Source organism: Nostoc sp., assembly GCF_036917195.1.
Classification (GTDB): domain Bacteria; phylum Cyanobacteriota; class Cyanobacteriia; order Cyanobacteriales; family Nostocaceae; genus Nostoc.
The window spans coordinates 1-26,931 of the sequence record NZ_JBALDG010000080.1; the positions used below are offsets into that span (position 1 = coordinate 1).

Annotated in this window: 21 protein-coding genes and 1 tRNA gene; 8 read left to right on the top strand and 14 right to left on the bottom strand. The window is 43.2% G+C overall.

Features of this window, described 5'->3' with window-relative positions:
* Window positions 1–59: 59 nt before the first annotated feature.
* A complete protein-coding gene (locus tag V7K40_RS28050; protein WP_334965591.1) occupies window positions 60–701 on the bottom strand; it encodes a DUF4011 domain-containing protein in 642 nt (213 codons plus the stop codon).
* 265 nt (window positions 702–966) lie between these two features.
* Between V7K40_RS28050 and V7K40_RS28055 the strand changes: the two genes are divergently transcribed.
* From V7K40_RS28055 to trxA, 4 genes are all read left to right on the top strand, one after another.
* On the top strand, window positions 967–2,220 hold the full coding sequence (locus V7K40_RS28055) for an exonuclease SbcCD subunit D (protein WP_334965593.1): 1,254 nt from the start codon (window positions 967–969) through the stop codon (window positions 2,218–2,220).
* A gap of 896 nt (window positions 2,221–3,116) precedes the next feature.
* Window positions 3,117–3,647, top strand: coding sequence for a YdcF family protein (locus tag V7K40_RS28060; protein WP_273769621.1), 531 nt, complete (start codon window positions 3,117–3,119; stop codon window positions 3,645–3,647).
* Window positions 3,648–4,175: 528 nt separating this feature from the next.
* Entirely contained in the window at window positions 4,176–5,339 is a 1,164-nt protein-coding gene (locus tag V7K40_RS28065) for a GuaB3 family IMP dehydrogenase-related protein (protein WP_334965595.1), read from the top strand.
* 440 nt (window positions 5,340–5,779) lie between these two features.
* A complete protein-coding gene (gene trxA / locus V7K40_RS28070; protein WP_273763647.1) occupies window positions 5,780–6,103 on the top strand; it encodes a thioredoxin in 324 nt (107 codons plus the stop codon).
* A gap of 154 nt (window positions 6,104–6,257) precedes the next feature.
* On the opposite strand, the gene V7K40_RS28075 is transcribed toward trxA, so the two are convergent.
* Complete coding sequence (locus V7K40_RS28075) at window positions 6,258–6,851, bottom strand: MarC family protein (protein ID WP_334726357.1); 594 nt, start codon at window positions 6,849–6,851, stop codon at window positions 6,258–6,260.
* A 210-nt stretch (window positions 6,852–7,061) separates the two neighbouring features.
* Between V7K40_RS28075 and V7K40_RS28080 the strand changes: the two genes are divergently transcribed.
* Window positions 7,062–7,874 carry a carbon-nitrogen hydrolase family protein gene (locus V7K40_RS28080; RefSeq protein WP_334965598.1) on the top strand — a complete coding sequence of 271 codons (813 nt, stop codon included), beginning with the start codon at window positions 7,062–7,064 and terminating at the stop codon, window positions 7,872–7,874.
* A 186-nt stretch (window positions 7,875–8,060) separates the two neighbouring features.
* Here the strand turns inward: V7K40_RS28080 and fba are convergent, their stop codons facing one another.
* From fba to pdhA, 7 genes are all read right to left on the bottom strand, one after another.
* Window positions 8,061–9,140 carry a class II fructose-bisphosphate aldolase gene (gene fba, locus V7K40_RS28085; RefSeq protein WP_334965599.1) on the bottom strand — a complete coding sequence of 360 codons (1,080 nt, stop codon included), beginning with the start codon at window positions 9,138–9,140 and terminating at the stop codon, window positions 8,061–8,063.
* 702 nt (window positions 9,141–9,842) lie between these two features.
* Window positions 9,843–10,391, bottom strand: coding sequence for a hypothetical protein (locus V7K40_RS28090; RefSeq protein ID WP_334965601.1), 549 nt, complete (start codon window positions 10,389–10,391; stop codon window positions 9,843–9,845).
* A 273-nt stretch (window positions 10,392–10,664) separates the two neighbouring features.
* The gene (locus tag V7K40_RS28095; RefSeq protein WP_334965603.1) at window positions 10,665–12,263 is read right to left on the bottom strand and encodes a tetratricopeptide repeat protein; all 1,599 of its coding nucleotides are present in this window, start codon (window positions 12,261–12,263) and stop codon (window positions 10,665–10,667) included.
* Window positions 12,203–13,072, bottom strand: a complete 870-nt coding sequence (locus V7K40_RS28100; protein ID WP_334965605.1) for a sigma-70 family RNA polymerase sigma factor — start codon at window positions 13,070–13,072, stop codon at window positions 12,203–12,205. The genes V7K40_RS28095 and V7K40_RS28100 overlap by 61 nt, the downstream gene beginning before the upstream one ends.
* 235 nt (window positions 13,073–13,307) lie before the next feature.
* Window positions 13,308–13,379: transfer RNA gene (locus tag V7K40_RS28105), tRNA-Lys, on the bottom strand.
* A gap of 62 nt (window positions 13,380–13,441) precedes the next feature.
* Complete coding sequence (locus V7K40_RS28110) at window positions 13,442–14,311, bottom strand: aldose epimerase (protein WP_334965607.1); 870 nt, start codon at window positions 14,309–14,311, stop codon at window positions 13,442–13,444.
* Between the two features lie 103 nt (window positions 14,312–14,414).
* The gene (gene pdhA / locus V7K40_RS28115; RefSeq protein ID WP_334965609.1) at window positions 14,415–15,449 is read right to left on the bottom strand and encodes a pyruvate dehydrogenase (acetyl-transferring) E1 component subunit alpha; all 1,035 of its coding nucleotides are present in this window, start codon (window positions 15,447–15,449) and stop codon (window positions 14,415–14,417) included.
* 767 nt (window positions 15,450–16,216) lie between these two features.
* Between pdhA and V7K40_RS28120 the strand changes: the two genes are divergently transcribed.
* Window positions 16,217–18,511: an IMS domain-containing protein gene (locus V7K40_RS28120; protein WP_334965611.1), complete on the top strand. Its 2,295-nt coding sequence runs from the start codon at window positions 16,217–16,219 to the stop codon at window positions 18,509–18,511.
* Window positions 18,512–19,196: 685 nt separating this feature from the next.
* A complete protein-coding gene (locus V7K40_RS28125; RefSeq protein ID WP_334965613.1) occupies window positions 19,197–19,772 on the top strand; it encodes a hypothetical protein in 576 nt (191 codons plus the stop codon).
* A gap of 219 nt (window positions 19,773–19,991) precedes the next feature.
* On the opposite strand, the gene dhaL is transcribed toward V7K40_RS28125, so the two are convergent.
* The 4 genes from dhaL to V7K40_RS28145 all read right to left on the bottom strand — a co-directional run bounded on the left by dhaL (window position 19,992) and on the right by V7K40_RS28145 (window position 24,394).
* Window positions 19,992–20,630, bottom strand: a complete 639-nt coding sequence (gene dhaL / locus V7K40_RS28130) for a dihydroxyacetone kinase subunit DhaL (protein WP_334965615.1) — start codon at window positions 20,628–20,630, stop codon at window positions 19,992–19,994.
* Between the two features lie 24 nt (window positions 20,631–20,654).
* On the bottom strand, window positions 20,655–21,731 hold the full coding sequence (dhaK, locus tag V7K40_RS28135; protein WP_334965617.1) for a dihydroxyacetone kinase subunit DhaK: 1,077 nt from the start codon (window positions 21,729–21,731) through the stop codon (window positions 20,655–20,657).
* A 203-nt stretch (window positions 21,732–21,934) separates the two neighbouring features.
* A complete protein-coding gene (locus V7K40_RS28140; protein WP_334965619.1) occupies window positions 21,935–22,810 on the bottom strand; it encodes an MBL fold metallo-hydrolase in 876 nt (291 codons plus the stop codon).
* 702 nt (window positions 22,811–23,512) lie between these two features.
* Window positions 23,513–24,394, bottom strand: a complete 882-nt coding sequence (locus V7K40_RS28145) for a fatty acid desaturase (protein WP_334965621.1) — start codon at window positions 24,392–24,394, stop codon at window positions 23,513–23,515.
* Between the two features lie 129 nt (window positions 24,395–24,523).
* Here V7K40_RS28145 and V7K40_RS28150 point away from each other — a divergent pair, with 129 nt between their 5' ends.
* Window positions 24,524–25,753, top strand: coding sequence for a TetR family transcriptional regulator (locus V7K40_RS28150; protein ID WP_334965623.1), 1,230 nt, complete (start codon window positions 24,524–24,526; stop codon window positions 25,751–25,753).
* Window positions 25,754–26,408: 655 nt separating this feature from the next.
* Here the strand turns inward: V7K40_RS28150 and V7K40_RS28155 are convergent.
* Window positions 26,409–26,831: a hypothetical protein gene (locus V7K40_RS28155; protein WP_334965625.1), complete on the bottom strand. Its 423-nt coding sequence runs from the start codon at window positions 26,829–26,831 to the stop codon at window positions 26,409–26,411.
* Window positions 26,832–26,931 lie beyond the last annotated feature (100 nt).

The window sequence follows — 26,931 nt, forward strand, 5'->3', positions numbered from 1 at the left end:
TTATGGAATTTCTACTTGATGGCTGCATAAATTGCCAGAGTGAAATCCACAATAGCATTTCATAATTTTTTATTCTTATTTAGCGACAAGTCTAAAGTAATGTGTACTGTTTCTTCTACTTGCCAGCCAGGTTGTTTAGCGATCGCACCACGAACAGTATCAAAAAAACTCTCATAACTTAATTTTGGAACGCGATCACTCTCAGGCAGTACAATATTAAAATCTTCACGTAACTTGTTGACTAAAATAAAGTTAACAGAAATTTCATCATCAGTAGAGTAGAGTGTGAACTCTGGCAACTTTCTGCCCTTTTTTTCCAATTTTACAGGAACAAGCAGCATTGGGGAAACATACTTCTCCTGGGGTTTTTCGGGGTCAAACCATGTTAAAGTACCAAAAATTAGAAAGAGACTATTAAAACCCTTCTCCTCCAAGCTTGATTTCGCACCTTTACGAAGTTCATCTAATAGCCTGATCCGGTCAGGATCACTCTGCTTGCTTGTGAGTTGACTAAAAGGAAATGGAGTGGGTTCTTCTCCTACAAAGTTTTTATATAAAACTGAAGAGGTTGTAAGAATATCAATTACTGGTTTTTTATTTTTGCGAAAATCAAGTAAAGGATTACTGTTGGAGTCGCCAGCAAGTCTTTTCTTCCAAATATTGATTTTTTCTTGGATTGCCTGAGTGTCCGAGATACTCATTCGGTTTGAATTGGTAGTGATCAACAAGACTAAGCTTGTGTTTTAATACTTAAATTGTAAGTAATATGTATTATAAAAATCATCATTTGTTACAAATTGCAGATACAGCGATTATTATTCAAGTAGACGACACTTTTAAAAATCTCAATTTTAGCGACGTTAGATGTAAAGCTTCTAAGCTATGGTTTATTAAAACGCAGACTGCTCTAAGCAATAGTATGATTGGCATGGTAATTTAACCTCATATAGTTAAATTAAGATATGTATGATTAAAATCCTTCATCTCTCTGACATCCACATGGGAAGCGGCTTCTCCCACGGACGAATTAATCCCGATACTGGATTAAATACACGATTAGAAGATTTTGTCAATACCCTGTCTATATGTATTGAGCGAGCGCTGACAGATGCTGTAGATATGGTGATATTTGGTGGCGATGCTTTCCCAGATGCTACACCACCGCCCTATGTACAACAAGCTTTTGCCAGCCAGTTTCGCCGTCTCATGGATGCCAATATTCCCACAGTGCTGTTGGTAGGCAACCACGACCAACACTCCCAAGGACAGGGAGGCGCGAGTTTAAATATTTACCGCACTTTGGGAGTGCCAGGATTTGTTGTCGGTGATACATTAACTACTCACTGCATTGAAACCCGCAATGGCAAAGTGCAAGTAATCACCCTCCCTTGGCTAACCCGTTCGACTCTGATGACTCGCCAAGAGACTGAAGGTTTGTCTTTGGCACAAGTTAACCAACTGTTAACGGAACGCCTGCGAGTTGTTCTAGAAGGGGAAATTCGCCGTCTTGACCCGGATGTGCCAACTGTCCTTCTGGCTCACTTGATGTCTGACAATGCTGCCTTAGGCGCAGAACGCTTTTTGGCGGTGGGTAAAGGGTTTACTCTACCCCTATCTTTGCTGACGCGACCTTGTTTTGATTATGTAGCGTTGGGACATGTCCACCGCCACCAAAATCTGAATAAATCTAACAATCCACCGGTGATTTATCCAGGGAGTATTGAGCGGGTAGATTTTAGCGAAGAAAAAGAAGACAAAGGCTATGTGATGTTAGAACTGGAGCGGGGGAGCGCTGAGTGGGAATTTTGTCCCTTAACAGTTCGGACTTTCCGCACCATTGAAGTGGATGTCTCGAAAGCAGATGATCCCCAGGCAGTATTAATGAAAGCGATCGCCAAATATGATATTCAAGATGCAGTAGTGCGGCTAATTTACAAACTCCGCTCTGAACAGATGGATTTAATTGACAGTTCTTCTCTACATACTGCTTTAAGTGCCGCTCATACCTACACCATTCAAGCAGAATTAGTCAGTCAACTAGCCAGGCCCCGGATTCCTGAATTGAGTGCGAGTAGCAGCATCGACCCAATGGAAGCGTTGAAAACTTATTTGAACAACCGCGAAGACCTCAAAGACATAGCAGCATCAATGCTGGAGGCTGCACAGAAGTTATTAGCAGATGATGTGGAAGTCTGGCTGGAAGCAGCAACTAGTGAGTAAAATAGATGCTAATTATATTTTCATCTTCTAAGGCTAATGTATCCCAATACGCTTGGGTTAAGGCTAAAACTTTTTATCAAAGTCAACTTTTTTAACGAACCGCAGAGGCGCAGAGAAGCCACTGCGCCCTTGCGGTTAAGAGACTTGTTCGCTCTTAGCGTTCCCGCTTTCTTAGCAACTGGCGCGAAACAGAGAGAAGAGAAAAAATGCTTAACTGAACTGTATTGTAATGTATCCTAACAAAGTTGTTTTTAGTTAGGGAGTTCTAAGTAAAAAAATATTCGACTATTTCTTGTGGAATGGAGAGTAGTCTAAGCGTCGGCTTCCAGCACTCAGAACTTCGGAGTGTCTCGCGATTGGTGTCAAGTTAAAGCCATTAGCCCAGAATGTCAAAAGACCTTGCGGCGCTGATGCTCGACCTGCCAAGGAACGAGTTGTAACTCTGGGTTTTGCAACAGTGGGCGGTTAAAAAAATACAATGTACCACTAAATGGGGTTCTTCAACAAGCTGCTACAACCCTTTGATAGATTGTCTGATACAGGTTAGGATAATCCATCAATTAGAGGAAAAACTTCAAGCACGCTTAATCGCGCTGTAAGAGCTAATTCGTAAAGAAAATCTTAAGGATACTCAACTCGTTACTATATCTGAGTTTCAGAGAATAAGTGCTTTATTGACTTAAATTCCTGAAATCCTTACAAGACAAGTGCTTTAGTTGAGTTTACAAATTAGCTCTAACATGAAAACCATTCAAATATAAATTTGGGCAGATTTTTGAGGAGTTTGCTACTCTACATATCAATTGTTTTTTCTAGCCAGAGAAAATTAGTGACTCAGTAAATAAAGTTATCCAGCCTTGAATAAGCTACTCTTTACAGGTAAATCTTTTCGTTTTATGGCTTTTGTCTTACCCTTAATCATCTGGTGGGGATACAAAGAAGTACAAAACCAATTTGTACAGCCGCAAGCAGTTGTAGTGTTAGGTGGTTCAACGAGACATTTGGAGCGAGAGAAGTTTACAGCAAAATTTGTTCGAGAGCATCCAAACATACCAATTTGGATTACTGGGGGTAGTCCACCTAGATTCACCCAACAAGTGTTTACCAAAGCTGGTGTTGATCGCAAACGTTTACACTTGGACTATGAAGCTGTAGATACAGTTACTAATTTTACTACGTTAGTGGATGATTTGCAAGCTCGTGGCATCAAGAGCGTTTATTTGATTACTTCAGACTTCCATATGCGCCGAGCTTGTGTCATCGGCGAAATTATTTTGGGTAGTCGGGGTATTTATTTAAAACCAGTGCCAGTTCCTTCCGAAAAACCTCCTGAATCTATCGAAAAATCTATTCGCGATGGAGCCAGAGCGATAATTTGGTTAGCCACTGGTTACACTGGTGTGGATGCAGCTAAAAATAAACGATAAATCAAACCAATTTTGGATTTTGGACTTTCCTGCGGAACGCTACGCGTAGCTTGCTTCCCCGTAGGGGTACGACTTACCTCGACTTACCTCGGTACAAGTCGCTCAGTCGAACGATTTTGGATAATGGAATTGAAAATCTTCATATTCAGAAGGTTTCTCGATTTGAAACAATACAAATTATTCCAATTTGGGATCATTTATAGGAATTTGCATGAGCTTGACCTTAGTAAATACAAGGAAATTAAGAGAACTAATGCCAATCATCTTGAGATGAACTTAGTAATAACAAACACATCAAAGTCCAATTGTCGAAAAACTAGTGCAACACTAATCTTCAAACAACACTAACCTTCAAACCAATTAACAACTTTTGCTCATTTGCTTCCTTGGTGCATACTTTGCCTCCACCAAAGTTTTGAGCGGCAGCTTAGGTAACTCGAATTTATCTGTGTAGTTCGGAAAAAAAACGCCCCAATCTATCTCACAATTTGATACCCTAGCTTAAACAGATTTGAGAAAAGTTAAAGCGTGGAAATTCAACTTGGGCGGGGAAAAACAGCTCACAGAGCTTACGGAATAGATGAAATTGCTCTAACCCCCGGTAACAGAACACTAGACCCCAGTTTGGCAGATACTAAGTGGCGTATTGGCAATATTGAACGAGAAATCCCGATAATTGCCAGTGCAATGGATAGCGTAGTAGATGTTCGCATGGCTGTACGTTTGTCACAGTTAGGAGCATTAGGTGTCCTCAATTTAGAGGGGATTCAAACTCGCTATGCTGACCCAGAGCCAATATTAGATCGGATTGCCTCTGTGGGGAAAGATGAATTTGTTGCCTTGATGCAAGAACTCTATGCCGAACCAATAAAGCCGGAATTAATTGAACAACGTATTCAGGAAATTAAACAACAAGGTGGTATTGCGGCGGTGAGTGCAACTCCAGCCGGTGCAAGTAAATACGGTGAGGCGGTGGCAAAAGCTGGAGCAGATTTATTTTTTGTACAAGCTACGGTAGTTTCTACTGCACATTTGTCACCAGAGTCTTTAGTACCACTTGATTTAGCAGAATTTTGCCGTTCCATGCCCATCCCCGTAGTATTGGGGAATTGTGTGACTTACGAAGTCACGTTGAATTTGTTGAAAGCTGGGGCGGCTGGGGTACTGGTGGGAATTGGACCTGGTGCTGCTTGTACGTCCCGTGGCGTGTTGGGTGTGGGTGTGCCACAGGCAACTGCGATCGCTGATTGTGCTGCGGCACGAGATGATTACTATAAGGAAACTGGCAACTATATCCCCGTCATCGCTGATGGTGGTTTAATCACCGGTGGCGACATTTGTAAATGCATCGCCTGTGGTGCTGATGGTGTGATGATTGGTTCCCCCTTTGCCAGAGCCGCCGAAGCCCCAGGACAAGGTTATCATTGGGGTATGGCGACTCCCAGTCCAGTCTTGCCTCGTGGCACCCGCATTCGCGTTGCCACCACTGGTAGCCTAGAGCAAATACTCATTGGCCCAGCAGGACTAGATGATGGCACTCACAATCTTTTAGGAGCCTTAAAGACGAGCATGGGCACCTTAGGAGCTAAAAATATTAAAGAAATGCAACAAGTGGAAGTTGTGATTGCGCCTTCTTTATTAACTGAGGGTAAAGTTTATCAAAAAGCTCAACAATTAGGTATGGGGAAATAAAGGAATAGGGAATAGGGAGTAGGGAGATGAGGGAGATAGGGAAGAAATAATTAATGCCCAATGACGCCACTTGCTTCAACCGGGGAAACCCCAGCAACGCAGTGGCTCCCCAATGCCCAATGACGCCACTTGCTTCAACCGGGGAAACCCCGGCAACGCAGTGGCTCCCCAATGTCTAATTTTGGAATAAATTTTTCCAGGCCCCTAAACAATTGCTGGAAAAATCCGATATGTCGCCTACAATAGAAATAGCGGAGACGCATGTTTCCGTTCACTCCTCACACCACACTCCGCCCGGACTACTGTTCGGGCGGTTCCTTATGTTTATAAATAAATTCTAGAGCTTCTTTGCAAATGTACATCCTCGCACTTCCAAGCTGAGGTTTTTGCTATGGTAGAATTTTCACCAAGTTCAGATATTATTGGCGAAGGTTTTAGGCATGTCAACAGCCGCACAAGTTACCGATTCTAGTTTCAAGCAAGAAGTACTCGACAGCGAGGTACCCGTTTTAGTTGACTTTTGGGCACCCTGGTGCGGACCATGCCGTATGGTAGCTCCTGTTGTCGATGAAATCTCCGAACAGTACAAAGGTCAAATTAAGGTCGTAAAAGTCAATACAGATGAAAATCCTAATGTTGCTAGTCAATACGGCATCCGCAGCATTCCCACATTAATGATTTTTAAGGGTGGACAAAAAGTGGATATGGTGGTCGGCGCTGTGCCTAAAACTACATTAGCTTCCACCCTCGAAAAGTATCTTTGAAACTCAATCGGCAATAAAATCCTCTTGAGTTATCCATGTTGTTCTAAGTTTAGGTTAATTTTTATAAACAAGTTTGAGAGGCGCGAATTTCTCGTCTTTCAAACTTATTTACATTTGTATATAGTTTGCAATTGCGAACATTTTTAGAAGTTTTCTAGCTCAAAAACAACTCCCTAATTCCTGTACTACCAATTTCCACTGCTAGCGCCGCCAACAAAAAACCCAAAAGTTGAGTCACAATTATTCCACCTTCTGCACCAATCCACTGGTCAATCAGATTTGCTAAACGCAAAATCAACCAAGTCATAAACATCGCCCCTAAGATACCCACCGCCACAGCAATATGCGGACTCTGTGATTTCGACATCAGCAACATCACCGTTGTCAAAGTCCCTGGTCCCGCTAGCAGTGGTAAAGCTAGTGGAGTAATTGCAACATCGCGTCCTTCCTCAATAATCGGCTGATCTAATTCTCCCCGCAGCATTTGCAAAGCAATTAACAGCAACAATAGTCCTCCTGCTACTCGCAAAGAGCCGATACTGATTTCTAAATAATTTAAAATTACTTGCCCTGCAAAGGCAAATAGCAAAAGAACTGCGATCGCAATGATAATTGCTTTATCTATAACTTTATTTCTTTGGTCTGGCATCATGCCCTTAGTCAAAACTAAAACAATTGGTATATTGCCCACTGCATCTGCCAGGACAAACACAGCGATAAATGTTTGAATGAGAATAGGAATATCCACAGCAGGTAGCTTTGATCAGGGTTTAATCACAACCTAATCTTAATCTTGCTCAGTTTGCTAGAACCCAGAGGAATATTAAGAGCAGCAATAAAACAAGTCCGTTAAAGAAAATCTTCGCTGACACATTTCTAATTAAATTCCACAAATGTTTAACTAGCGATATATTTTGATAATCTATCTTCCATAAATCAACTGTTCGTTGTTGAACCTATGAAATCTTATTTAGCCGCCGCTATTCAATTGACCAGTGTGCCAGATTTACAGAAAAATTTGGCCCAGGCAGAAGAATTAATCGAGCTCGCCGTGCGTCAAGGTGCTGAATTGGTAGGTTTGCCAGAAAACTTTTCCTATATGGGAGAAGAAAAAGACAAACTCGCCCAAGGCGATGCGATCGCTCTTGAAAGTGAAAAATTTCTCAAAAAAATGGCTCAACGCTTTCAAATTACCATCTTGGGCGGCAGCTTTCCACTTCCCGTAGACAATACAGGCAAAGTTTATAACACCACTCTACTCATCGACCCAAACGGTCAAGAACTTGCCCGCTACTACAAAGTACACCTATTTGATGTTAACGTCCCTGACGGCAATACCTATCGTGAATCCAGCACTGTTGTAGCTGGTACGCAACTACCCCCCGTCCATTTCTCAGAAAAACTCGGTAATTTAGGACTTTCTATTTGTTATGATGTCCGCTTCCCTGAACTGTACCGTCATCTGGCAGATAAGGGAGCTGATGTTATCTTTGTTCCCGCCGCCTTTACCGCTTTAACTGGCAAAGACCACTGGCAAGTACTACTACAAGCCAGAGCCATCGAAAATACCGCTTACATCATTGCTCCTGCCCAAACAGGCAATAACTACGCCCGCCGTTTAACCCACGGACACGCGGTTATTATCGACCCTTGGGGCGTAATTTTAGCCGATGCTGGAGAAAAACCGGGAATTGCGATCGCACAAATCAAGCCCACTAGGCTCGAACAAGTCCGCCGTCAAATGCCCTCTTTACAACATCGAGTATTCTAGGTGCTGGGGACAAGGGGCAGAGGAGCAGAGGGGCAGAGGGGCAGGGGAGCAGGGGGAAATAACCAATGCCCATTACCTGGGAATAAAACAAAAAACCGGGTAACCACCCGGTTTATGCCGATATTAAGAATCCTCAGTCTTTTAGGAGCATAGCAGCACTGTGCCCCTATTTATTTGTTGTCAAAATTAAACTTTAGCAGCTGACTTGGTAACAACGTTGAGTTCACCTTTAGCATACTTAGCGGCAAAATCTTCCAAAGAAATTTGCTTGATCTTGCTTGCGTTCCCAGCCGTGCCAAATTCCTGATAGCGTTCAGCACAAACCTTCTGCATATATGTAATAGAAGGCTTAAGGAAGTGACGGGGGTCAAACTCCTCTGGTTTTTTAGCCAAAGCTTCACGTACAGCAGCAGTAATAGCCAAACGGTTGTCAGTGTCGATGTTTACTTTACGTACACCACTCTTAATACCTTTTTGGATTTCTTCTACAGGTACACCGTAGGTTTCAGGAATTGCACCACCATATTGGTTAATCAGTGCAAGCAAATCTTCTGGTACAGAGGATGAACCGTGCATTACCAGGTGGGTGTTAGGCAAACGGCGGTGAATTTCTTCAATGCGGCTAATTGCCAAAATTTCCCCAGTCGGCTTGCGGGTAAACTTGTAAGCCCCGTGGCTTGTGCCAATGGCAACAGCCAAGGCATCTACTTGGGTTGCTTCTACGAAGTCAACAGCTTCATCGGGGTCAGTTAGCAGTTGTGAGTGGTCGAGTGTACCCTCAAACCCGTGACCATCTTCAGCTTCGCCAGCACCAGTTTCTAGAGAACCCAAACAACCGAGTTCACCTTCAACACTGACGCCCAAAGCATGAGCTACATTTACAACTTCGCGGGTAACGCTGACGTTGTACTCGAAGCTAGCGGGGGTCTTAGCATCAGCTTCCAAAGAACCATCCATCATCACGCTGGTGAAGTTGTTCTTAATTGCTGAGTAGCAGGTAGCAGGCGCATTCCCATGATCTTGGTGCATGACAATGGGAATATGAGGATAGGTTTCTACCGCTGCCAAAATCAGATGGCGGAGGAAGTTTTCTCCTGCATAATTACGAGCGCCGCGTGAAGCTTGTAAAATTACGGGGCTATCTGTCTCGACAGCAGCCTTCAGGATCGCCTGAATCTGCTCCAAATTGTTAACGTTGAAAGCTGGGATGCCGTAACCGTTTTCAGCTGCGTGATCCAACAGCAGCCGCAGTGGTACAAGCGCCATAGATAGTCCTCCTAATGTGGTTGTCAGCTAGTCGGTGTGAAAGAAGCGTAATAATCACGCTAAATCTTAAGAGTTTTTTCAACTTATAGGAAATTATAACTAGTGTGGTGTGTCTATGTTGAAAAACTTTACGCCATAGTTACTATAAATATGCCCTATACTTACTCTCTACTACTGTACTATGCCCCATACTTGCTCTGTATTGCTGTAGATTTAGCTACCCTGCAACTAGTAGTTTTGGTAGCCCAGTATCCAAAATAGTCATCTCAAAGAGATCGCTTCAACCTAAAGGTACTAACTTTTGACAAATGCTATAAGGGTGTTTTCCCCTAAATATTGCATTTGGGATTAGATTATGCGTAGCCCACGGAATTAGTAAAATTTTATCATAAAGTGGCGATCGCACTGACTGCAATTAAAAGAGCGATCGTGTAGGGCGATCGCTCTTTTTACAATCAAAAATCAATATAGTGTTGTTAACCGATCGCACTGACAAAGGCGAAGAGCAGCGATCGCTTTACATCTTCAAAGCTGTCTCAATTCAAATGCTTAACAAAGACGCGACGCCGATAGCGTAGCGTTAGCGACGCAGGAGCGTCACAGCCGGTCATAGATATCGCACAGACATCTAAGAAGGTGGGTAAGGTTTCTTCCTAACGCACCTTCCTAGATCAGACGATCATACTAATATTAATCAGTCCTCTAGGAACGGCTAATACGATAGGTAAGTGTGTAGTCCCAGGTAGACCAGCCCGTACCGCTTTTTTTGGATATTACCCAGGATCGCTCTTCATGCGAGGGTCCTGTGGAGGAAATTTCTAATTCGGTACTACCGAGTAAGTCATCTTTATCCAAAGAACCGATCCAGCTTGCCGCGGTTGTAGCTGCTGAAAGTATCGTTCCCGCAACAGCTCCTTGTGGACCTGTTGCTGCTATAGCACCTGAAATAGCACTACTAATCTTTTTAACTGTGTCACCGTACTTAGCCCAGTCTTTTGCAGCATCTTCGTCGTAAGCCTTTAGTCCACCTTTGAGGCTTTGTCCTTGTGGGATTTCGCCCTCAAATAAAACGGTTTGGTCTGGTTTGAAAGATTTCCTTTGCTTATCATTGATTTTAATCGGAGTTGTCAGAATTGCCTTGGTGGTTTGTCCTCCTACCAAACCACCGACGAGATAAAAATCGTCAGCACCGGTTACATCTTCGGTATCTCGGCAATAAACGTCAACTAATTCGACTTTTAACTTTGTCATAAGTTTCTTGGCCTCTTGTGTTTGGTGTTGTGTTCAGAATGGCACTCTGTTAATAAGCATCTGAATGCCTTTTTTTGTTCTTCACATCTATAAGACGTTTCCCAACATCAATTTCGGAATTTTTCGAGTTAGAGGCGTTTTTTCTCTAAATTAGGACTTACGCACAAGCAACGGAAAATCGAACCACAGAGGACGCAGAGGACACAGAGGAATAAGAGTTTGAGAGGTTTTTTGCGTAAGTCCTATAAATAAATCCACCGGATAAAACCAGACTCAAGCATGAGAACCCTTCTGCACCATTGCTTGCAACCGGATCAAAGCTTCCTTAACTTCCCCACGAGCCGGATAAAACAACTGCAAATTCAAGGCACTTTGATAAGCCTTTATCGCCCCTAAAGTATCCCCCAACCCATCCAACGCTCTCCCTTTCCAGTAATCAGCGGTAGCCGAGTTAAACGACCTCAGCTCCTGACTTCGCACACAAGCCTCTTCCCACCACTGCCGACTAACCCGATCATCCCTCAGCCCTCGGTAACTTTCTCCCAGCCACACCGCAGCAGGCACAGATTGCAGATCACCTCCGGCTGCTAACAAAAACTGCCATCCTTTTTCCAAAGCCGCCACCGCTTCTTGATATTTAAGCGCTAAAGCCAATACCCGCCCATGACCAAACCAAGCATCAGCTAATTGGGGTTGAAGTTGCATTCCCTTGGCAGAGAAACTACACCCTCGTTCAATCTCTTGAAAGCTTTCCACCAGCACTCGCCCCACCGTCGTCCAAAGACTCCACCGTTCAGGAAAACGCTCAAGCAGCTCTTCTAATAGAGGTTGTAATTCTTCTAGTCGCCCAGCAACAGGCAAAATCTCGCACAACGCCCGATATATTTCACAATCGTTGGGATACAAACCATAAGCTTTCAGCATCATCTCAGCCGCCGCCTGATATTCCCCCGTGTAGAACAAGCACTGCCCATAGTAATACCAACCGCTTGGGTTATTCGGGTGTTCCTCGGCAAACTCTGCTAAAACCCCTACCCCTTGCGCCCAATCTCCCCGATAAAGGTGATAATAAGCCAGTGATTTGTAAGCTTCAGCTGCGTGAGGAGCCTGTCGCAGCACAGAACTAATCAGCTTTTTAGTCTGCTTCCCTTCTTCACCGGATACCAATCTCATCCCGCAACGCTGATCTAACTGTCGTTGGAGTACCTGAAAATCATCGGGAGCTAGAGCGATCGCTCTACTTAACTTCTGCCTAGCTTCTTGAAAGTTCCCCATTGTCATCAGTGCATCATAGCTGTGAATCAAAGCCACAATATCATTTGAGTTGAGTGACAAAACCCCTGAAAAGGCTCGTAAAGCCCCAATCGGATTTTCTCTCCCCTTCTGCACTTGTCCCAATACCAACCAGTGAACTATTTTGTCAGGTTCTAGGTCAGCCGCAGAATCAAAAGCTATGATTGCTTTTTGAGTGTCACCTTTACAGACAGCAATTAATCCGCCTATGTGGTGCTGAGTTGCTCTATTACAGGACAGTGGTAAGGCGCTCCCATATACCTCTATAGCCTCTGCCTCTCTTTTCATCATTTGTAAGATTTTCCCCAGTTGCAGTCGCACATTGAGCAATTGAGGCGATCGCTCAATCACTTGGCGATACTCTGCGATCGCCTGCTCCCAGCTTCCCATTCCATACAGCAAATCAGCTAGTTCTAATCGTTTCTTCCATCCTTGGGGATACTTCTGGACGTACTTACTTAAGGTTTTTAGCTTCTGGTCTTGTCTACTTGGCTTTTCGTCTAACACCAAGTGAATATTCATCTCCACCCCAGAGGATTGGGAGAACTGTACCAAATATGTGGCAAGGTTTCCAACCATATCACGCTTACTTTATAATTAATTTCTTCGATGATGCTTTTTGCCGTTATCGGTGCTTCCCAGTCAGATGTGAATTCGACTTTCCCTGCAACAGGGTGTAGAAACTTGTCATCAGGTTGCTCTTTGTAGGAGAGATTTGTTAAATTCACCTTTTTTAAGGGGGGAAAATCTAGAGAAGTCTGATCTTCCCCCGCCAGATACTTATTTAAGTGCTTTTGCAGAATGGTTTGCGCCTGTTTAACCTGTTTGCGAATGTTGTCTTCAGAGAGGGACAGTTCCTTGGCAATGTCTCTGTAGGACTTCTCTTGACAAAAGTGGAGGATAAAAGGGTCGCGCAGTCTGGGTGGTAAGGACTCAATTCTGTAGCAAAGATATGCCCTCAGTTCACGACGGAAAATTTCTGACTCAGGAGATTCAAAGCTGGAAATAACTACTGCATGATCTACAAATTGAATGTCCTCAATATTTTCTATCCTTTCGCGCTGGCGTTTTCGGTGGATATCCATGCAGAGGTTATGCGTTATTCGGCTCAACCAAGCTTTAGGATTGGTGATTTTACTAGCATAGTCTGGCCATTGATTCCACGCTTTGAGCATTACCTGACTCAGTGCATCTTCAGCATCTGTAGGATTACCACTCATCCACTGTAAGCAACGACTGTAAAAATAATCTTCATATTGCTGCCATAAATACCAAAAGTCAGTACGGCTTTGAGACAAACACTTCAATCTGATTTGCTCTGGTAATGCGATCATGGTTTCTAGCCCTGCCAAGGAAATAAAGGCTTTTTGCTCTAAATTTACCTGCATCTACTACTTCCAGTTGAAAAGCTCAAACTCAGTTATTCACTTTCAACCAGCACTAAAGCAGCCGTAATATTACGGAAATACACTTAAAGCTTAGTTAATTTTGATTAATTCGCGATCGCTCTTCCTCAGGTGTTTTATTCCCCAGTGCGATCGCATTCACAAAATTTTACTAACAATAAAACTCGCCTCTGGCTTTATCTCAAAAGCTTCAGCGAGTATTCCTTAAAGTTTTATATGGGTCGCCCGGGATTCGAACCCGGAACTAATCGGTTAAAAGCCGAGTACTCTACCGTTGAGTTAGCGACCCGTTAGTTTGCTTTTCGCAACTTTGCCATCATAGCATACATATTTATAGATTTGTAAAGGACTTTAGAAAAAATTCGCTGTTAACCGCACAGATGCCGTGTAGCTGCTTCCTGGTTCTAACACAGTCAGGTTTTCACCAGTGTTCAGGGAGTTACGGGGAGCGCTCCACGGTTCTAAACAGTAAAAATCTTTGTCTTTGAGCGTCCAAAACACTAAAATCGGATATTTATTGCCATAATCCAGAGTCAGTTTCAACTTGCGGCTGTTGTCTGTCACAGCGGCGGATTGACTGGTTAGCTGCTTAAAGGCAACGTCAATTTCATCGCGGCTAAAGTCAAAATTACCATTGAAGGGGTGAATTTCTTTGGTTATCTGGTCTTGATACTTTTGGGAAGGAATTTCAAACTTTAACCGAGTTTTATCAACCGTTAGAAAATAAGGATGGAAACCCGTAGAAAAGGGCAGTGATGTGGATGAGAGATTTTTATAATGCTGGCGAATTTCTAAAGTATTACCTTGGAGTTCGTAAGTGAACAGTACTTGAAAGTCAAAAGGATAAACTGCCCGTGTTTGCTCGTTGCTGTTAAGGACGAGGGTGAGGCTAACTTTATCTTGAGTTAGTTGGTCAGTTACTTCCCACGGTAGATCACGGGCAAAGCCGTGTTGTTTGAGAGTATACTGCTGCCCATTGTGAGTATAGGTATTATCCGGTATATTGCCGCAGATCGGAAACAAAATAGGATTTCCACCTCGGACGCTCAACTCAGGATTTGTAAAGCGTTCAGTATCTAAATAGAAAATTTCTTGCCCCTGTATACGCCAACGAGTGATGATCCCACCACGTTGTGGAACAACTTCCAGTTGAGAACCAGCGGTTTCATCTGAAAGGATGTAGGTTTTGTATTGTTGCTGTTGAACTGCAATGGTAAACACAAATTTAGTCCTGAGTTTAGGATAGTTAGGAGTTAGGAGTTAGGGGAGACGCGATTAATCGCGTACAGGAGTTAAAAATTGTTAACTCCTAACTCCTAACTTTTTATTCGTCTTCTGCAAACACGAAACGATATAATTCGCTGGGGTCTGGTTCGGGGCTGCTTTCGGCGAATTTAACTGCTTCGTCGATTACACCCTGAATTTTACGGTCAATAGCTTTGATTTCTTGCTCATCCGCCAAGTTTTGCTCCAGCAAATAAGTTGCCAACTTTTTAATTGGATCACGGGCGAACCAAAATTCTTTTTCTGTTTTGCTTCGCATTTCATCAGGATCTGCCAAGGAGTGACCCCGGAAGCGGTAGGTAAGTGCCTCAATTAATGTTGGGCCTTCACCTGCACGGGCACGGGCTACAGCTTCTTGGGCCACGGCTCGGACTGCTAGTACATCCATGCCATCTACTTCCACGCCTACCATGTTAAATACACTGGCTTTTTTATAAATCTCTGGCTGGGAAGTGGCTCGCTCGTGAGACATCCCAATAGCCCACTTATTATTTTCGACTACAAACAGAATTGGCAGTTTCCATAGGGCTGCCATATTTAGCGTCTCGAAAAACTGACCGTTGTTAGCTGCACCATCGCCAAAAAAGCAAGCTGTCACTTGGTCAGCACTTTCATCTTTTAGCACTTCGCGGCGGTATTTGCTTTGAAAAGCCGCTCCAGCTGCTACAGGAATTCCCTCAGCCACAAAAGCATAGCCACCCAGCAAGCGATGTTCAGCAGAAAACATATGCATGGAACCACCGCGCCCTTTGCTGCAACCTGTGGCTTTACCAAATAATTCTGCCATTACCTCTTTTGCTGGTACTCCCGCACTCAGAGCATGAACGTGGTCGCGGTAAGTACTGCAAACGAAATCTTCACCCGGTCGCATTGACTGCACAACACCACTGCAAACGGCTTCTTGACCGTTGTACAAATGGACAAAACCAAACATTTTGCCCCTGTAGTACATTTCAGCGCACTTGTCTTCAAACAAGCGTCCTAATACCATGTCCTCATACAACCGTAACCCTTCTTCCTTAGTAATGTGCGTAGTAGCAGGATTAAATGTGGGTAAAGTACGCTCTTGAACCATTATTTTTGAGTATCCCTGTTGTACAACTTAAAGTTACAGTCTTAAATAAGTTGGTCTGATAACACCTAAGCTTTTACAGGCTAGCGTTTGCAAGACTCAACAATCAAACTTTATTTATGCACCAAAAAGGGTCTTAGGGAATAGCTGAATTTTTAATTTTTGATTTTTAAGTTTTCAGCCCATGCCCCGTGAGGATTTGACTCTAACGACAATATCTGTCGCTTTGGGTTCTCTCTCACGATTGCCCTTTATAGACTAGCAATCAAGATAGGCTGCTTTCTGCATATTCATTAACAATTTAAAAAAAAGGAAGTAAAAGTCTATATATCCAAATAGGTAATTGTAATTAAAGGTTAATTATGATATGATTTTTTTCTCCTGTTCTGTTATCAGGGTCAAACTCCCAATAGTGGTATTTTTGTTACCACCTACTGGGAAAGTCCCAAAAAAATCAATCATCAATAGATTCTTGTAACCACAACATTTTTGCCGTGATTAAAAGCGGTAGTTGTGGTTTGTGGTATCGAAGGCTGATAATAGTCGTGTTAAACAAAAATACTAAGAATTAAGACAAACAATTGAGGCTTTCTAGGCGAAAGCAAAAAATTAGTACTAGAATGTGACTCAAAATTTCGGGAAGGTACAAAACAAGTTGTTGCAATATACACTTGTAGAGTAAATTCTACACGGTATTTTTATGGCACGGTTTTACAGGCCTGGAACGCTCTAGGTGAATTATGTTGATCACGGTGCAGGGGAAGTAGGCTGTGCGAATTCCGCTAGATTACTACCGAATTTTAGGACTACCGTTGGCGGCAAGTGATGAACAATTGCGGCAGGCATATAGTGATCGCATTGTACAATTGCCACGACGTGAGTATTCTCAGGCAGCAATTTCTTCTCGTAAACAACTCATAGAAGAAGCTTACGTGGTTTTATCAGATCCAAAAGAACGCAGTACCTACGATCAGCTTTATCTTGCCCACGCCTATGACCCTGATAACCTTGCTGCTGCCGCAGTAGCACTGGAAAATCGTACAGAAAGCACCAAAAAGGGCATTGACACCCAGAGTCTGGGGATCGAAATTACCCCAGACGAATTAGTTGGCGCTTTATTAATTTTGCAAGAGTTGGGGGAATACGAACTTGTATTGAAACTAGGTCGTCCGTACCTAGTAAATAAAAATGGTACTACAAGTGCAAGAAAAGGCAATAATCTAGCAGACGAAGAAATACACGAAAGTGCTGAACATCCAGATGTTGTTCTCACTGTTGCCCTTGCTTGTCTAGAATTAGGTCGCGAACAGTGGCAGCAAGGTCACTATGAAAATGCTGCCATATCCCTAGAAACTGGTCAAGAACTGCTAGCACGCGAAGGGTTGTTCTCCAGTGTACAGGCAGAAATTCAGGCGGATCTTTACAAATTGCGACCATATCGAATTTTGGAGTTGCTAGCACTACCTCAAGAAAAGACTGCCGAACGACGCCAAGGCTTGGAATTATTGCAAAATCTTTTAGAAGATCGTGGTGGCATTGATGGCACGAGCAATGATGAATCTGGTTTAAATATAGATGACTTTCTCCGATTTATTCAGCAGTTACGCAACCACTTAACAGTCGCAGAGCAGCACAAGTTATTTGAAGCCCAAAGCAAACGTCCTTCTGCTGTTGCCACTTATTTAGCTGTTTATGCCTTGATAGCACGCGGATTTGCTCAACGTCAACCTGCTTTAATTCGTCAAGCAAGGCAAATGCTCATGCGCCTGGGCAAACGCCAAGATGTACATTTAGAACAGTCGCTATGTGCATTACTCTTGGGACAAACCCAAGAAGCAACTCGTGTTTTAGAACTTAGTCAGGAGTACGAAGCTTTAGCTTTTATTCGGGAAAAATCTCAAGACTCTCCAGATTTGTTACCGGGACTGTGTCTATATGCAGAACAGTGGTTGCAACACGAAGTATTTCCCCATTTTCGAGATTTAGCAAACCAGCAAGCTTTCCTAAAAGATTACTTTGCTAACCAACAGGTGCAAGCTTATTTAGAAGCACTGCCAACTGATGCAGAAACAACTAATGAATGGGCTGTAATTAACTCCCAGTATTTTCCCCAGCCCCAGAGAAATAATCCCCATTTCCCCAACAATTCAACTAGAACTTCAGGGCAATTTAATCACAGTAGAACACCTGACCTAGATTTGCCAGAAACACCAACAAAACAAACACCCGAATATTCAAATTTATTACCACCCATGTGGAATTCATTTGGGAGTGTAAAATCAGATGTTCCTACTGCCGAACGGATGAGCAGAAATACTAATCAGCATTTGAATGGTTCAGCTAAGACTGCTGCACCCGGTCATAACCAAAAGCGTAGAAGGAGAAAACCGACTCCATCTGTTAGCCGAGAGCGTGTACCAGATAATCGTCCTCAGTCTCGTCGTCCTCGGCGGCGGCGAACTTTTGCTAATACCATAGAAGGGAAAACACGGCTGGTATGGAGAGTGTTTATTTCTTTGGTGAGTATATTAGTTTTCTGGGTGTTAGCCACAACAACTTTTGGATGGTTAAAAAATCTATTTTTTCCTACACCATCTGTGCATAGCTCACAGTTGTTTGTACAAATAAATCAACCACCAATAGCTATTCCTGATCCAAATAGTAAACCACAAGCACTAGATGGCCCTATAACAGATGCAACGGCAGAGGAAGTTATTCGGACTTGGCTATCTACTAAAGCCGCAGCTTTAGGGCCCAATCATGAGATTAATAATTTAGAGCAGATTTTAACTGGTTCAGCTTTATCTCAATGGCGGCTGATTGCTCAACAGGACAGGTCAGACAACCGCTACCGCAAGTACGACCATAGCCTGAAGGTGGAATCTGTAGAGAAAATTGATTTATTTGCAGATCGTGCCGCAGTGGAAGCTACGGTTAAGGAAGCAACACAGCTATATGAAAATGGTCAGTTTCAAAAGTCTTCTAATGATAAATTGCGAGTTCGGTATGATTTGATTCGAGAACGAGGTAAATGGCGTATCAAGAGTATATCTGTTGTCAATTAGATAAGTTGGAATTTTTAGGCGATGTCTACGAAGAGTCAAAGAATTTGGGAACCCATGCCTGTCCTATGCAAACAGTCTTTTTGTCGATCAAAATTTAGAGGTAATCTTATTACCTTTATGTATCGATATTGAACTATTTTTTAGAAATGTATATTTTTAGCAATTTGAAGGGCTTGTGCTAATAATTGTTCGCTTTTATGTTTTTGTTGTATTTTTATGTTTGGACTTTGGACAAAAAGAAGTCTTAATAGATTAGCTGTTAATAAATCGTTAAAGTATGAATATTATGTATTGACAAATTTACTTTATTGTATGTAAATCAATATTTTTGCGATCAAAATATGATCTTTATATATTTTACTTTGGACGAAAAGTGGGAGAATATCTCATAATCAGCAGTACTTACAAATAATCACAATCAATATGATACTAGTCACGAATAGGTTACATGCGCTTTGCTTCTAGAGCGCACTAAAGTCAAAAAACTCCTCAAGCGAGTTCATCATCTGGACAGGCGCACCAATCGCTTACATACGATTTAGATGGATGGTGGGGATCGAGGGGAAGAGTTTATGCGTTGAGTGATGGATGTGTAACGGTTAATTTGAGGTCGTCAAGAAACCTTTTGCTGTTTCTGGATAAGTTTCGGTAACACAAATGTGTAATTAATCAGGAGAACATCCTCATGTCTAATCAAGATGTCGTTAAGTTTGGTGATGCCTTCTATATCAAGCATGAGAGCAGTAAATACTTGATTGCAGTTGAACAAGGACGCTACAACTGGCCGAAGTTGAGCCAAGAGAAAAAAAAATTAGCAAAACTTGAACTTGTGGGCGGCAATGGCGAGGTTCAATCCAACAGCCGCATCAAAATCAGAACGACAGAATCAGCAATAAGCAACAATAATGTTTTGGGGGCTTTTGCAGATAGCCATGATTGTTACTATTGGCAAGATGGCTATGATGAGGATAAACAGAGCTGGCAGATTACTAAAGCGGATGGCGATGCAGGTCCAATCCGCTATGGCGATCGCGTTCGCATCACCAACATCTCCTACAGTAATCAAAGCCTAGCTCCCGATACAAAGTACGATGGTTATATAACTACCGTGGAAAATGCTGGCGACTCGTGGATCTTAGCACCTGCTCTTGCCGTAGACGATTCCGGTTCTTTTAGAGGTTTAGACGATACGGGGAGGCACGATCCGGAGGAAATAAGTGATGGAGAGGATGATGATGATGATGCTCCTACTTGGTTCTAATTCATCTGTACTACCGTTTTTTTCTCGTTCGTCGTCGGGTTTCGTGGCGTCGTGTTGGGTGTTTGACGACGACGCCACATAAGTTCCGGCTCTACCCCGGAATTCATTTCCTCTCAAAGCTGCCTTTCCTCCCGTCTACGAGACTGATTTGCCCGGATGAATTGCTCCGCAATTGCCCTCACAGCTGCTGCCCAACTGCAAAATTTCAGACAGCCAGTGTTATTCCACAGAACTTTCCAATATCGCTAACAAACTTTTCAACATAAAATAAGTAGAAGTCCCTCCCGGATCTTGATGTCCAATACTCCGTTCTCCCAAATAACTAGCACGTCCTTTTTTCGCCTGCATTGGTATAGTTTCCTCCAAGCCTCTTTGGGCAGCTGCTACAGCCTGTTGCATAGCTTCCACAGTAGCCTGATTTTCTCCGACAGCCTGCCGAAAAGCCGCTACAGCCGGAGATAACACATCTACCATTGTCTTATCCCCTAGTTGGGCTTTACCACGTTGCAGCACGCCGTCTAAACCTGCTTGCAATAGCTCTAACAAATCTTTTTCTGTTAATTCATGCTTAAGAGCTACTGCTGTACTGGCTCGTAAAAACCAAGTACCGTAAAGAGGGCCACTAGCACCGCCAATAGAAGAAATCAAAGTCATACTCACGGTTTTGAGAATGCTACCGATGTCCTTGTCTGCAACAGTGGGTAACTGAGCGATCGCCTTTTTAAAGCCGCGATCCATATTGATCCCGTGGTCGGCATCTCCGATGGCAGCATCTAATTCTGTCAAATATGCTTTATTCTCCTCTATCTCGGTTGCATAAGCCTGCAACCATTGTAATATCTGCGCTTGACTTACCATATCAGCATAAATCGTAATTCGTAATTATGAAATTCCCCAGCGCCAACTTGGTGTTTTTACTGGTGCATCCCATAGCCGGATCATCTCATCATCTAATTTCAGCAGGGTAATGGAGCAACCTTGCATTTCTAGAGATGTGATGTAAGGGCCTATCAAGTTTCGCACAATTTGCAATCCTTGCTGTTCGCAGATTTGGGCGAGTTTGCGGTAAACAATATACAGTTCAGAAATGGGAGTTCCACCCATGCTATTGACGAAAGCTAACAGGCGATCGCCTTTTGCAAATGGGAGATTTATTAGTTCTACATCTACCCATTCTCCCTTGTTTTCATTCCACTCACGTAGTGTGCGGCTGTATGCTGTATCCTTAATCAGCGATCGCGTCAAAATTTCGGTGATCTCGTCTACTGATTTTATGGCTGTACGTTCTATTCCTGGCTCCCCGTGGATACCGATACCTAATTCAATTTCGCGATCGCCCAATTCAAATGTCGGCCTTCCATTAGCGGGGACTGTACAAGATGTTAGAGCAATTCCCATACTCCGCCCATTTAGATTTACTCGGCGACATAAATTTGCTATTTGTGGCAAATCATACCCCAAATCAGCCGCAGCACCACAAATTTTTTCTGCCAGTATTGTTGTTCCCACACCCCGGCGTCCTTGGGTATAGAGGCTATCCTTCACTGCCACATCGTCATCAATCAAAATATTTAGCACTCGAATGCCCTCACCACGGGCTAACTCCGTTGCTATCTCAAAGTTCATCACATCGCCGCTGTAATTCTTGACGATATAAAGGATACCAGAGCCTGCATCTACCCGTTTGGCTGCTTCTAGCATTTGGTCAGGAGTAGGTGAAGTAAAAACCTCACCAGGACAAGCTGCATCAAGCATTCCTTTGCCCACGAAGCCAGCGTGCATTGGTTCATGTCCACTGCCGCCACCAGAAATAATTGCTACTTTCCCCTGTATAGATGCATCAGCTCGATAGACAAAAACGGGATCATAGTTCAGTTTAATTAAATCAGAATGAGCCGCCGCCATACCTTCTAGACTTTCCCGTACAAAGTCTTCCGGCTTGTTGATCAGCTTTTTCATAATCCGTGTTTGGTTAAAAGGGTGCTAAAACCCAGGTTATAGCGCTTCTCGTTTGTATGCAATACAGTTTAACCTCTCTCTAAATCTCTCTCCTTTTAGGAGAGAGACTTTGAATTTTTCACCTTAGAGCATCGGGAAGGGGGTTAGGAGGTTAGGTTTTTCGTGGGCTTTTTCAGATAACCAAATAATTATGAATTATTTGGTCAATTCAAAGATTCCATCAACTCAATACACTTGTGCATCTGCTGACGCATGGTTTCCCGATCAGCATGAAACCTTCGCCCATGACCTGGTAGCACCCACTCAAAAGAGTAATTAGCCAAGTTACGCATTGATTTAGTTTGTTCTGACCAAGAATACCAGCAGACACTGTGGAATGCAACCAGTTGGTGCAAGCTTTCTGACCAAGCGAGATGGTCGCCAGTGAACAGAAACTTATTTTTATAAAGTAGAACAGTTTCTCCTTTAGTGTGACCAGGAACTGGGATAATTAATAAATCTGGAGTCAAAGTAAATGGTTCAAAACCAGTTAGTTGTATTTCCACATTGCGAGTACCCGCAGAAATATCATCAGCATGAAGGATGCGATCGCATTTGAAATGCTCCGCAAACTTTTGATGATCTGCCACATCATCCTTATGAGTTAAGTATATATAACGAATTCCACCCATCTCTTCTAAACGCTTAACTAAAGGCGGCGTAAAGCGGGGAGAATCCACCAATATGTTACCTTCTGGAAGTTGAATTAAATAGCTAGCAGCACCGTAAGATTTTTCAGAATGATAGCCGCAGTGGTAAACATTTTCCGCTACTAATATTGGAAACTGTTGTTGAGCAACTGTGATATCTTTTGGTTTTTCAACTGTGCCAATAGAGCTAGTAGGACATGCCAAAAGTGCTTCAAGTGCTGCTAATCTTTCTGCATCATTCGTTGGTTGATGATAAACCGCCGACTGTTCATCAACACGGGAAAACACTTCAGGAGTCATCCAGCGACAGGTATCACAATCAATACAGGTAGTATCTACATAAAAATCGCCGTTGAGATTTTGGGAACGACGTTGATTTAAATGAGCCATATTAATCCTTTTGCTTCCAGCCGTTTACCGGGGAGCGATAAACTCTATATCACTACGCTAGCAAAAGTGACTTGAGATTGTAGACACCACTAGAAGTAAATTTGCTCAAAAATAGAGAGTCGTGAAACCCAGTAAGCAGAAAATGGGAAAACTTAATAGACACCATCTGCTTATTCCCAAATATGCTTTACGCTCTAGAATTTGCCATTGGAGTTCTTCCATGTATCGCGAGAGGGTATTGTTTCAAAAACCTCCCAGTGTTCAGCGATTTTATCGTTTGCAAGACGATATAGATCATAAAAAGCAGCGGGTTGGTTCTCGTAAACGCCCTCACTTACGACCAGCACCATATTGCCTTCGCCCAACACCAGATGTATACTCAGAACTTTGCTTTTGTAAATTCTGTACCATATCTGATAATTGGAAAATGATTGCTAAGGGAAATAAGAAGAATTTCATATTAATATTATTCCATTCTTATATTCCGACTCCAGAACACTCAACAGCTTCTCTTCCACAGCAGTCAAGTAGGGCCGAGTCAATTTTCCTAATAACTGCAATAAATTTTTGGCTGTGTCTTCCAGCGAGTCGGAATACACTTTCGTAATACGATCGCACACCAACTGCATCTACTGATAAAAATTATTAAGCCGACTGCGGGAAGCAATCGGCATAACAAATTCATGATAATTTAGTTGCAATTTAGCCGTGAGTTGCACCTTGAGGAGGACGCGAGACAACCTTTTTGGCTAAACCCAAAGTCTGCAAAACTAGGATGCTCCACCAAGTAACATCAATTTCCCACCAAGACAACCCAGATTTTGCCATGTGGGGATAAGTATGATGGTTGTTGTGCCATCCTTCTCCATAGGTAACGATGGATACCCACCAAAGATTACGAGCGCCATCATTGGCATCAAAGGTGCGATAACCCCACAGGTGTGATGCTGAGTTCACAAACCAGGTTGAGTGCCAAAGCAAGACACACCTGACAAACACTCCGTAAATCACAAAAGACCATCCTCCTAAGGCATATAGCAGCAGTCCAAAGGGTATTTGCAACAGCAAGAAGTAGCGATCCAGCCAGCAATAAAAGGGTTGTCTTGCTAAATCTGGGGCATATTTTTTATAGGTGTCATAGTCAAAAAATTCTGGACGCGGGTAGAAAATCCACAGGATATGGCTCCACCAAAATCCTCTTTGAGCAGAGTAGGGGTCTAAATTGATATCTTCCGTGTGGGCGTGATGCTGGCGGTGTCCACCTACCCAAAAAATTGGCCCGCCTTGCAAAGCTAGCGCTCCAATCAGGGCGATCGCATACTCTAACCACTTAGGAACCTGCAAACTCCGATGGCTCAGTAGTCGGTGATATCCCAGGCAAATACCAATGCTCCCGAATAACCAGTGCAGAAACACTAGCAAACCTAATGCTGACCAGGAGAAAAACCAAGGTGCCAGAAGTGCTAAAGCATGAAATGCAGCAAAAAATACTACATTTGTCCAACTGAGTCGAGGTGAGTTGCCTCTCTCAGGGGCGATGGCTTCGCCAACGCCTTTGGCGAACGCCCCAAAATTTGCGGTCATAAAAATTCCTGTTGATGGATGATAAAGCGATTTGCTTGTCACCCGGAGGGTAGAGTCAAGCAAGTATCACTTACATTTGTTATGCTAGCAGAACTCTGATATCCGTGCAAGTGCCACTTGCATTTTTCTATGTCGTCTCAACTCATTTCCACTCGTCAACGCCTGATTCAAGCTGCACTTGAATTATTTTCTGCTCAGGGAGTTAGCGCTACCACAACCCGCCAAATTGCTGAAAAAGCTGAAGTCAATGAAGTAACTCTATTTCGGAATTTTGGCAATAAGCATGGACTGCTTTTAGCAGTACTGGAAGAGTCCGCAGCCTTCAAGGATTTAGGTGAGTCGCTGGTGCGGCGGGCAACGCCTCCCGGCAATGTCTACCAAGCTCTTAAAGATTATGCAAGTGATAGCTTACATGCATTAGAACGAGTGCCAGAGTTCGTGCGGTCTGTGGTCGGTGAAGCCGACCAATTCCCAGCAGAAAATCGCCGCGCACTAGGCAGGGGAGTAACAGAGGCAAACCGCTATGTAGCTCAGTATTTAGCTACTGTAATCCAGCAAGGACACCTAAATACCTATTTACCCGCAGAAAAATTAGCCAGTTTGCTGAATGGGATGATCTTAGGATATGCCGTAATTGAGTTCACCAGCGAATTTCACGAACTTTGGGAGGATCGGGATGATTTTTTGGAAAATTTGGTGGAGTTGTTTTTACATGGAGCCATGTCATCTTCAGCGGAATCAGCAACAAACTCTTTACAAGGAGGCTTTACTACCACAGAAGTAGCTGATTTACCTGCTAGTTTAGTTCATGAAATTCTGCAACAAGCTAGAAAATGGGGAGTACGAGATTATGCCTTGGCTTATGTTTTATTTGGGGCTGGATTATCTGCCACAGAAATAATTAGCTTGGAGCGATCGCACCAAATCTACGATACTCAAGGGCACTTCCTGCAAATCACAATCCCAGGATTTGTTCGTCAAGTACCTGTGAATCAGTGGATTCTGGGCAAACGCTATGGCTCTTACACTAATAATCCTCTAATTAAATGGCACAAAAGCCGTAAAGATGCTCAAACAGCCATGTTTTTGAATGAAACAGGCAAACCGATTTCAGAATCAGACCTTCAGACACGTTGGCAAGTATGGAGTGAGGGACTGTTAACTCCCCAAGGACAAACGCCAGTAATCGCCCAGGCACAACAAACCTGGCGCGTAGAAATGTTAATGCGGGGGATCACCTTGGAAAACTTGAGTATTTTAACAGGTTGCGATCGCGCTCAATTACAACCCTATGCCCGCCGAGCCAAAGAAAAAGCCGCCCTAGAGCAAGCCACCCGTTTGGATCATAAGCCAGGATAGGGAGTGGGGAGATAAGGAGTATCAGGTGGCGTTCTCCGACGCACAGCCAGTGACCAAACAGAGGTACTTATCAGTGAACAGTTAACAGTGAACAGATAACTGATAACTGTGAAGTGCTGTTTCAGAGAGAATCAAGGGTTGCCTGGTCGTCAAGTGCTAATGCCTCTTAGAGGATGTTTGAAAAGCTATATTTGTTACCAAAAGTATCTAATACCCCCCCTTATAAAGGGGGGCAAATAGCCTCTTAAAGCCCCCCAATACATCGGGGGGTTGGGGGGTAATATCACAATGTGATGTGCTAGACTATACTTTTAAAACATCTTTTTAGAGTAAAGCTTCGTTTATATTAAGCGGTATAGCCACAATCAATTCCGATCCGACAATTGACTAAATTGATGGTGGCGCACTCTCTCTTTTTTGCTTCTTTCAAAAGTTAGGAGCAATTGCCCCATTTGTAACTAGATAAAGGGGGAGCATCCCAATTTTGCAAGAACATGTAAGTCAATAGCGAACGAAGCGACAGCGTAATGAAGCAATCGCAATATATGGGATTGCTTCTCTACGAGACGCTCCGCGAACGCTCCACTACGTTGCGCTCGCAATGACAATTTATATAACTGATAACTGAATCGGTCAGCATGATGCAGTTAAACGATTAAGGTAAAACAATAGAGGTTTCTCTACTATTGTTATTTGCACCATTCAAGATTGTAGCTGTGCTCTCAGATGGGGATTGGGTCTTGCTCGAACGGCGTGATAATTTCTTGCGTGGCTTGCCTCCCGCCTGGATATATTGCAAACTGTCTTTGCCATAATGGGTTGCCACACTCATTAACATCTTTTCAGAATAGCCGCGCAATTCTTCTTCAATTAAAGAGAGGCGACCTGCCATTTCATCTATGCTAGAGAGTAAAGTATTGTAGGTAGATAGCTGGGTTTGCAAGGTTTGGATGCGGCTGTCGTAGTCTGTCAAATTTAATCCGTTGCCAAATTCTAGCGTCGGGCTAATCGATCGCATTCCTGCAATTCGACGGAGAGCGTTTTCGAGAGTCAGTGAACTGCGTTTGAGTCGTGCCATAAAATGCGCTCCTGAAGGAAGTTATAGGATTACTGCATGTACTCTAGCCAATGCAACCATAAACTTCTCTGAGAAATAATTCGGAAAAATTAAAGCAAAT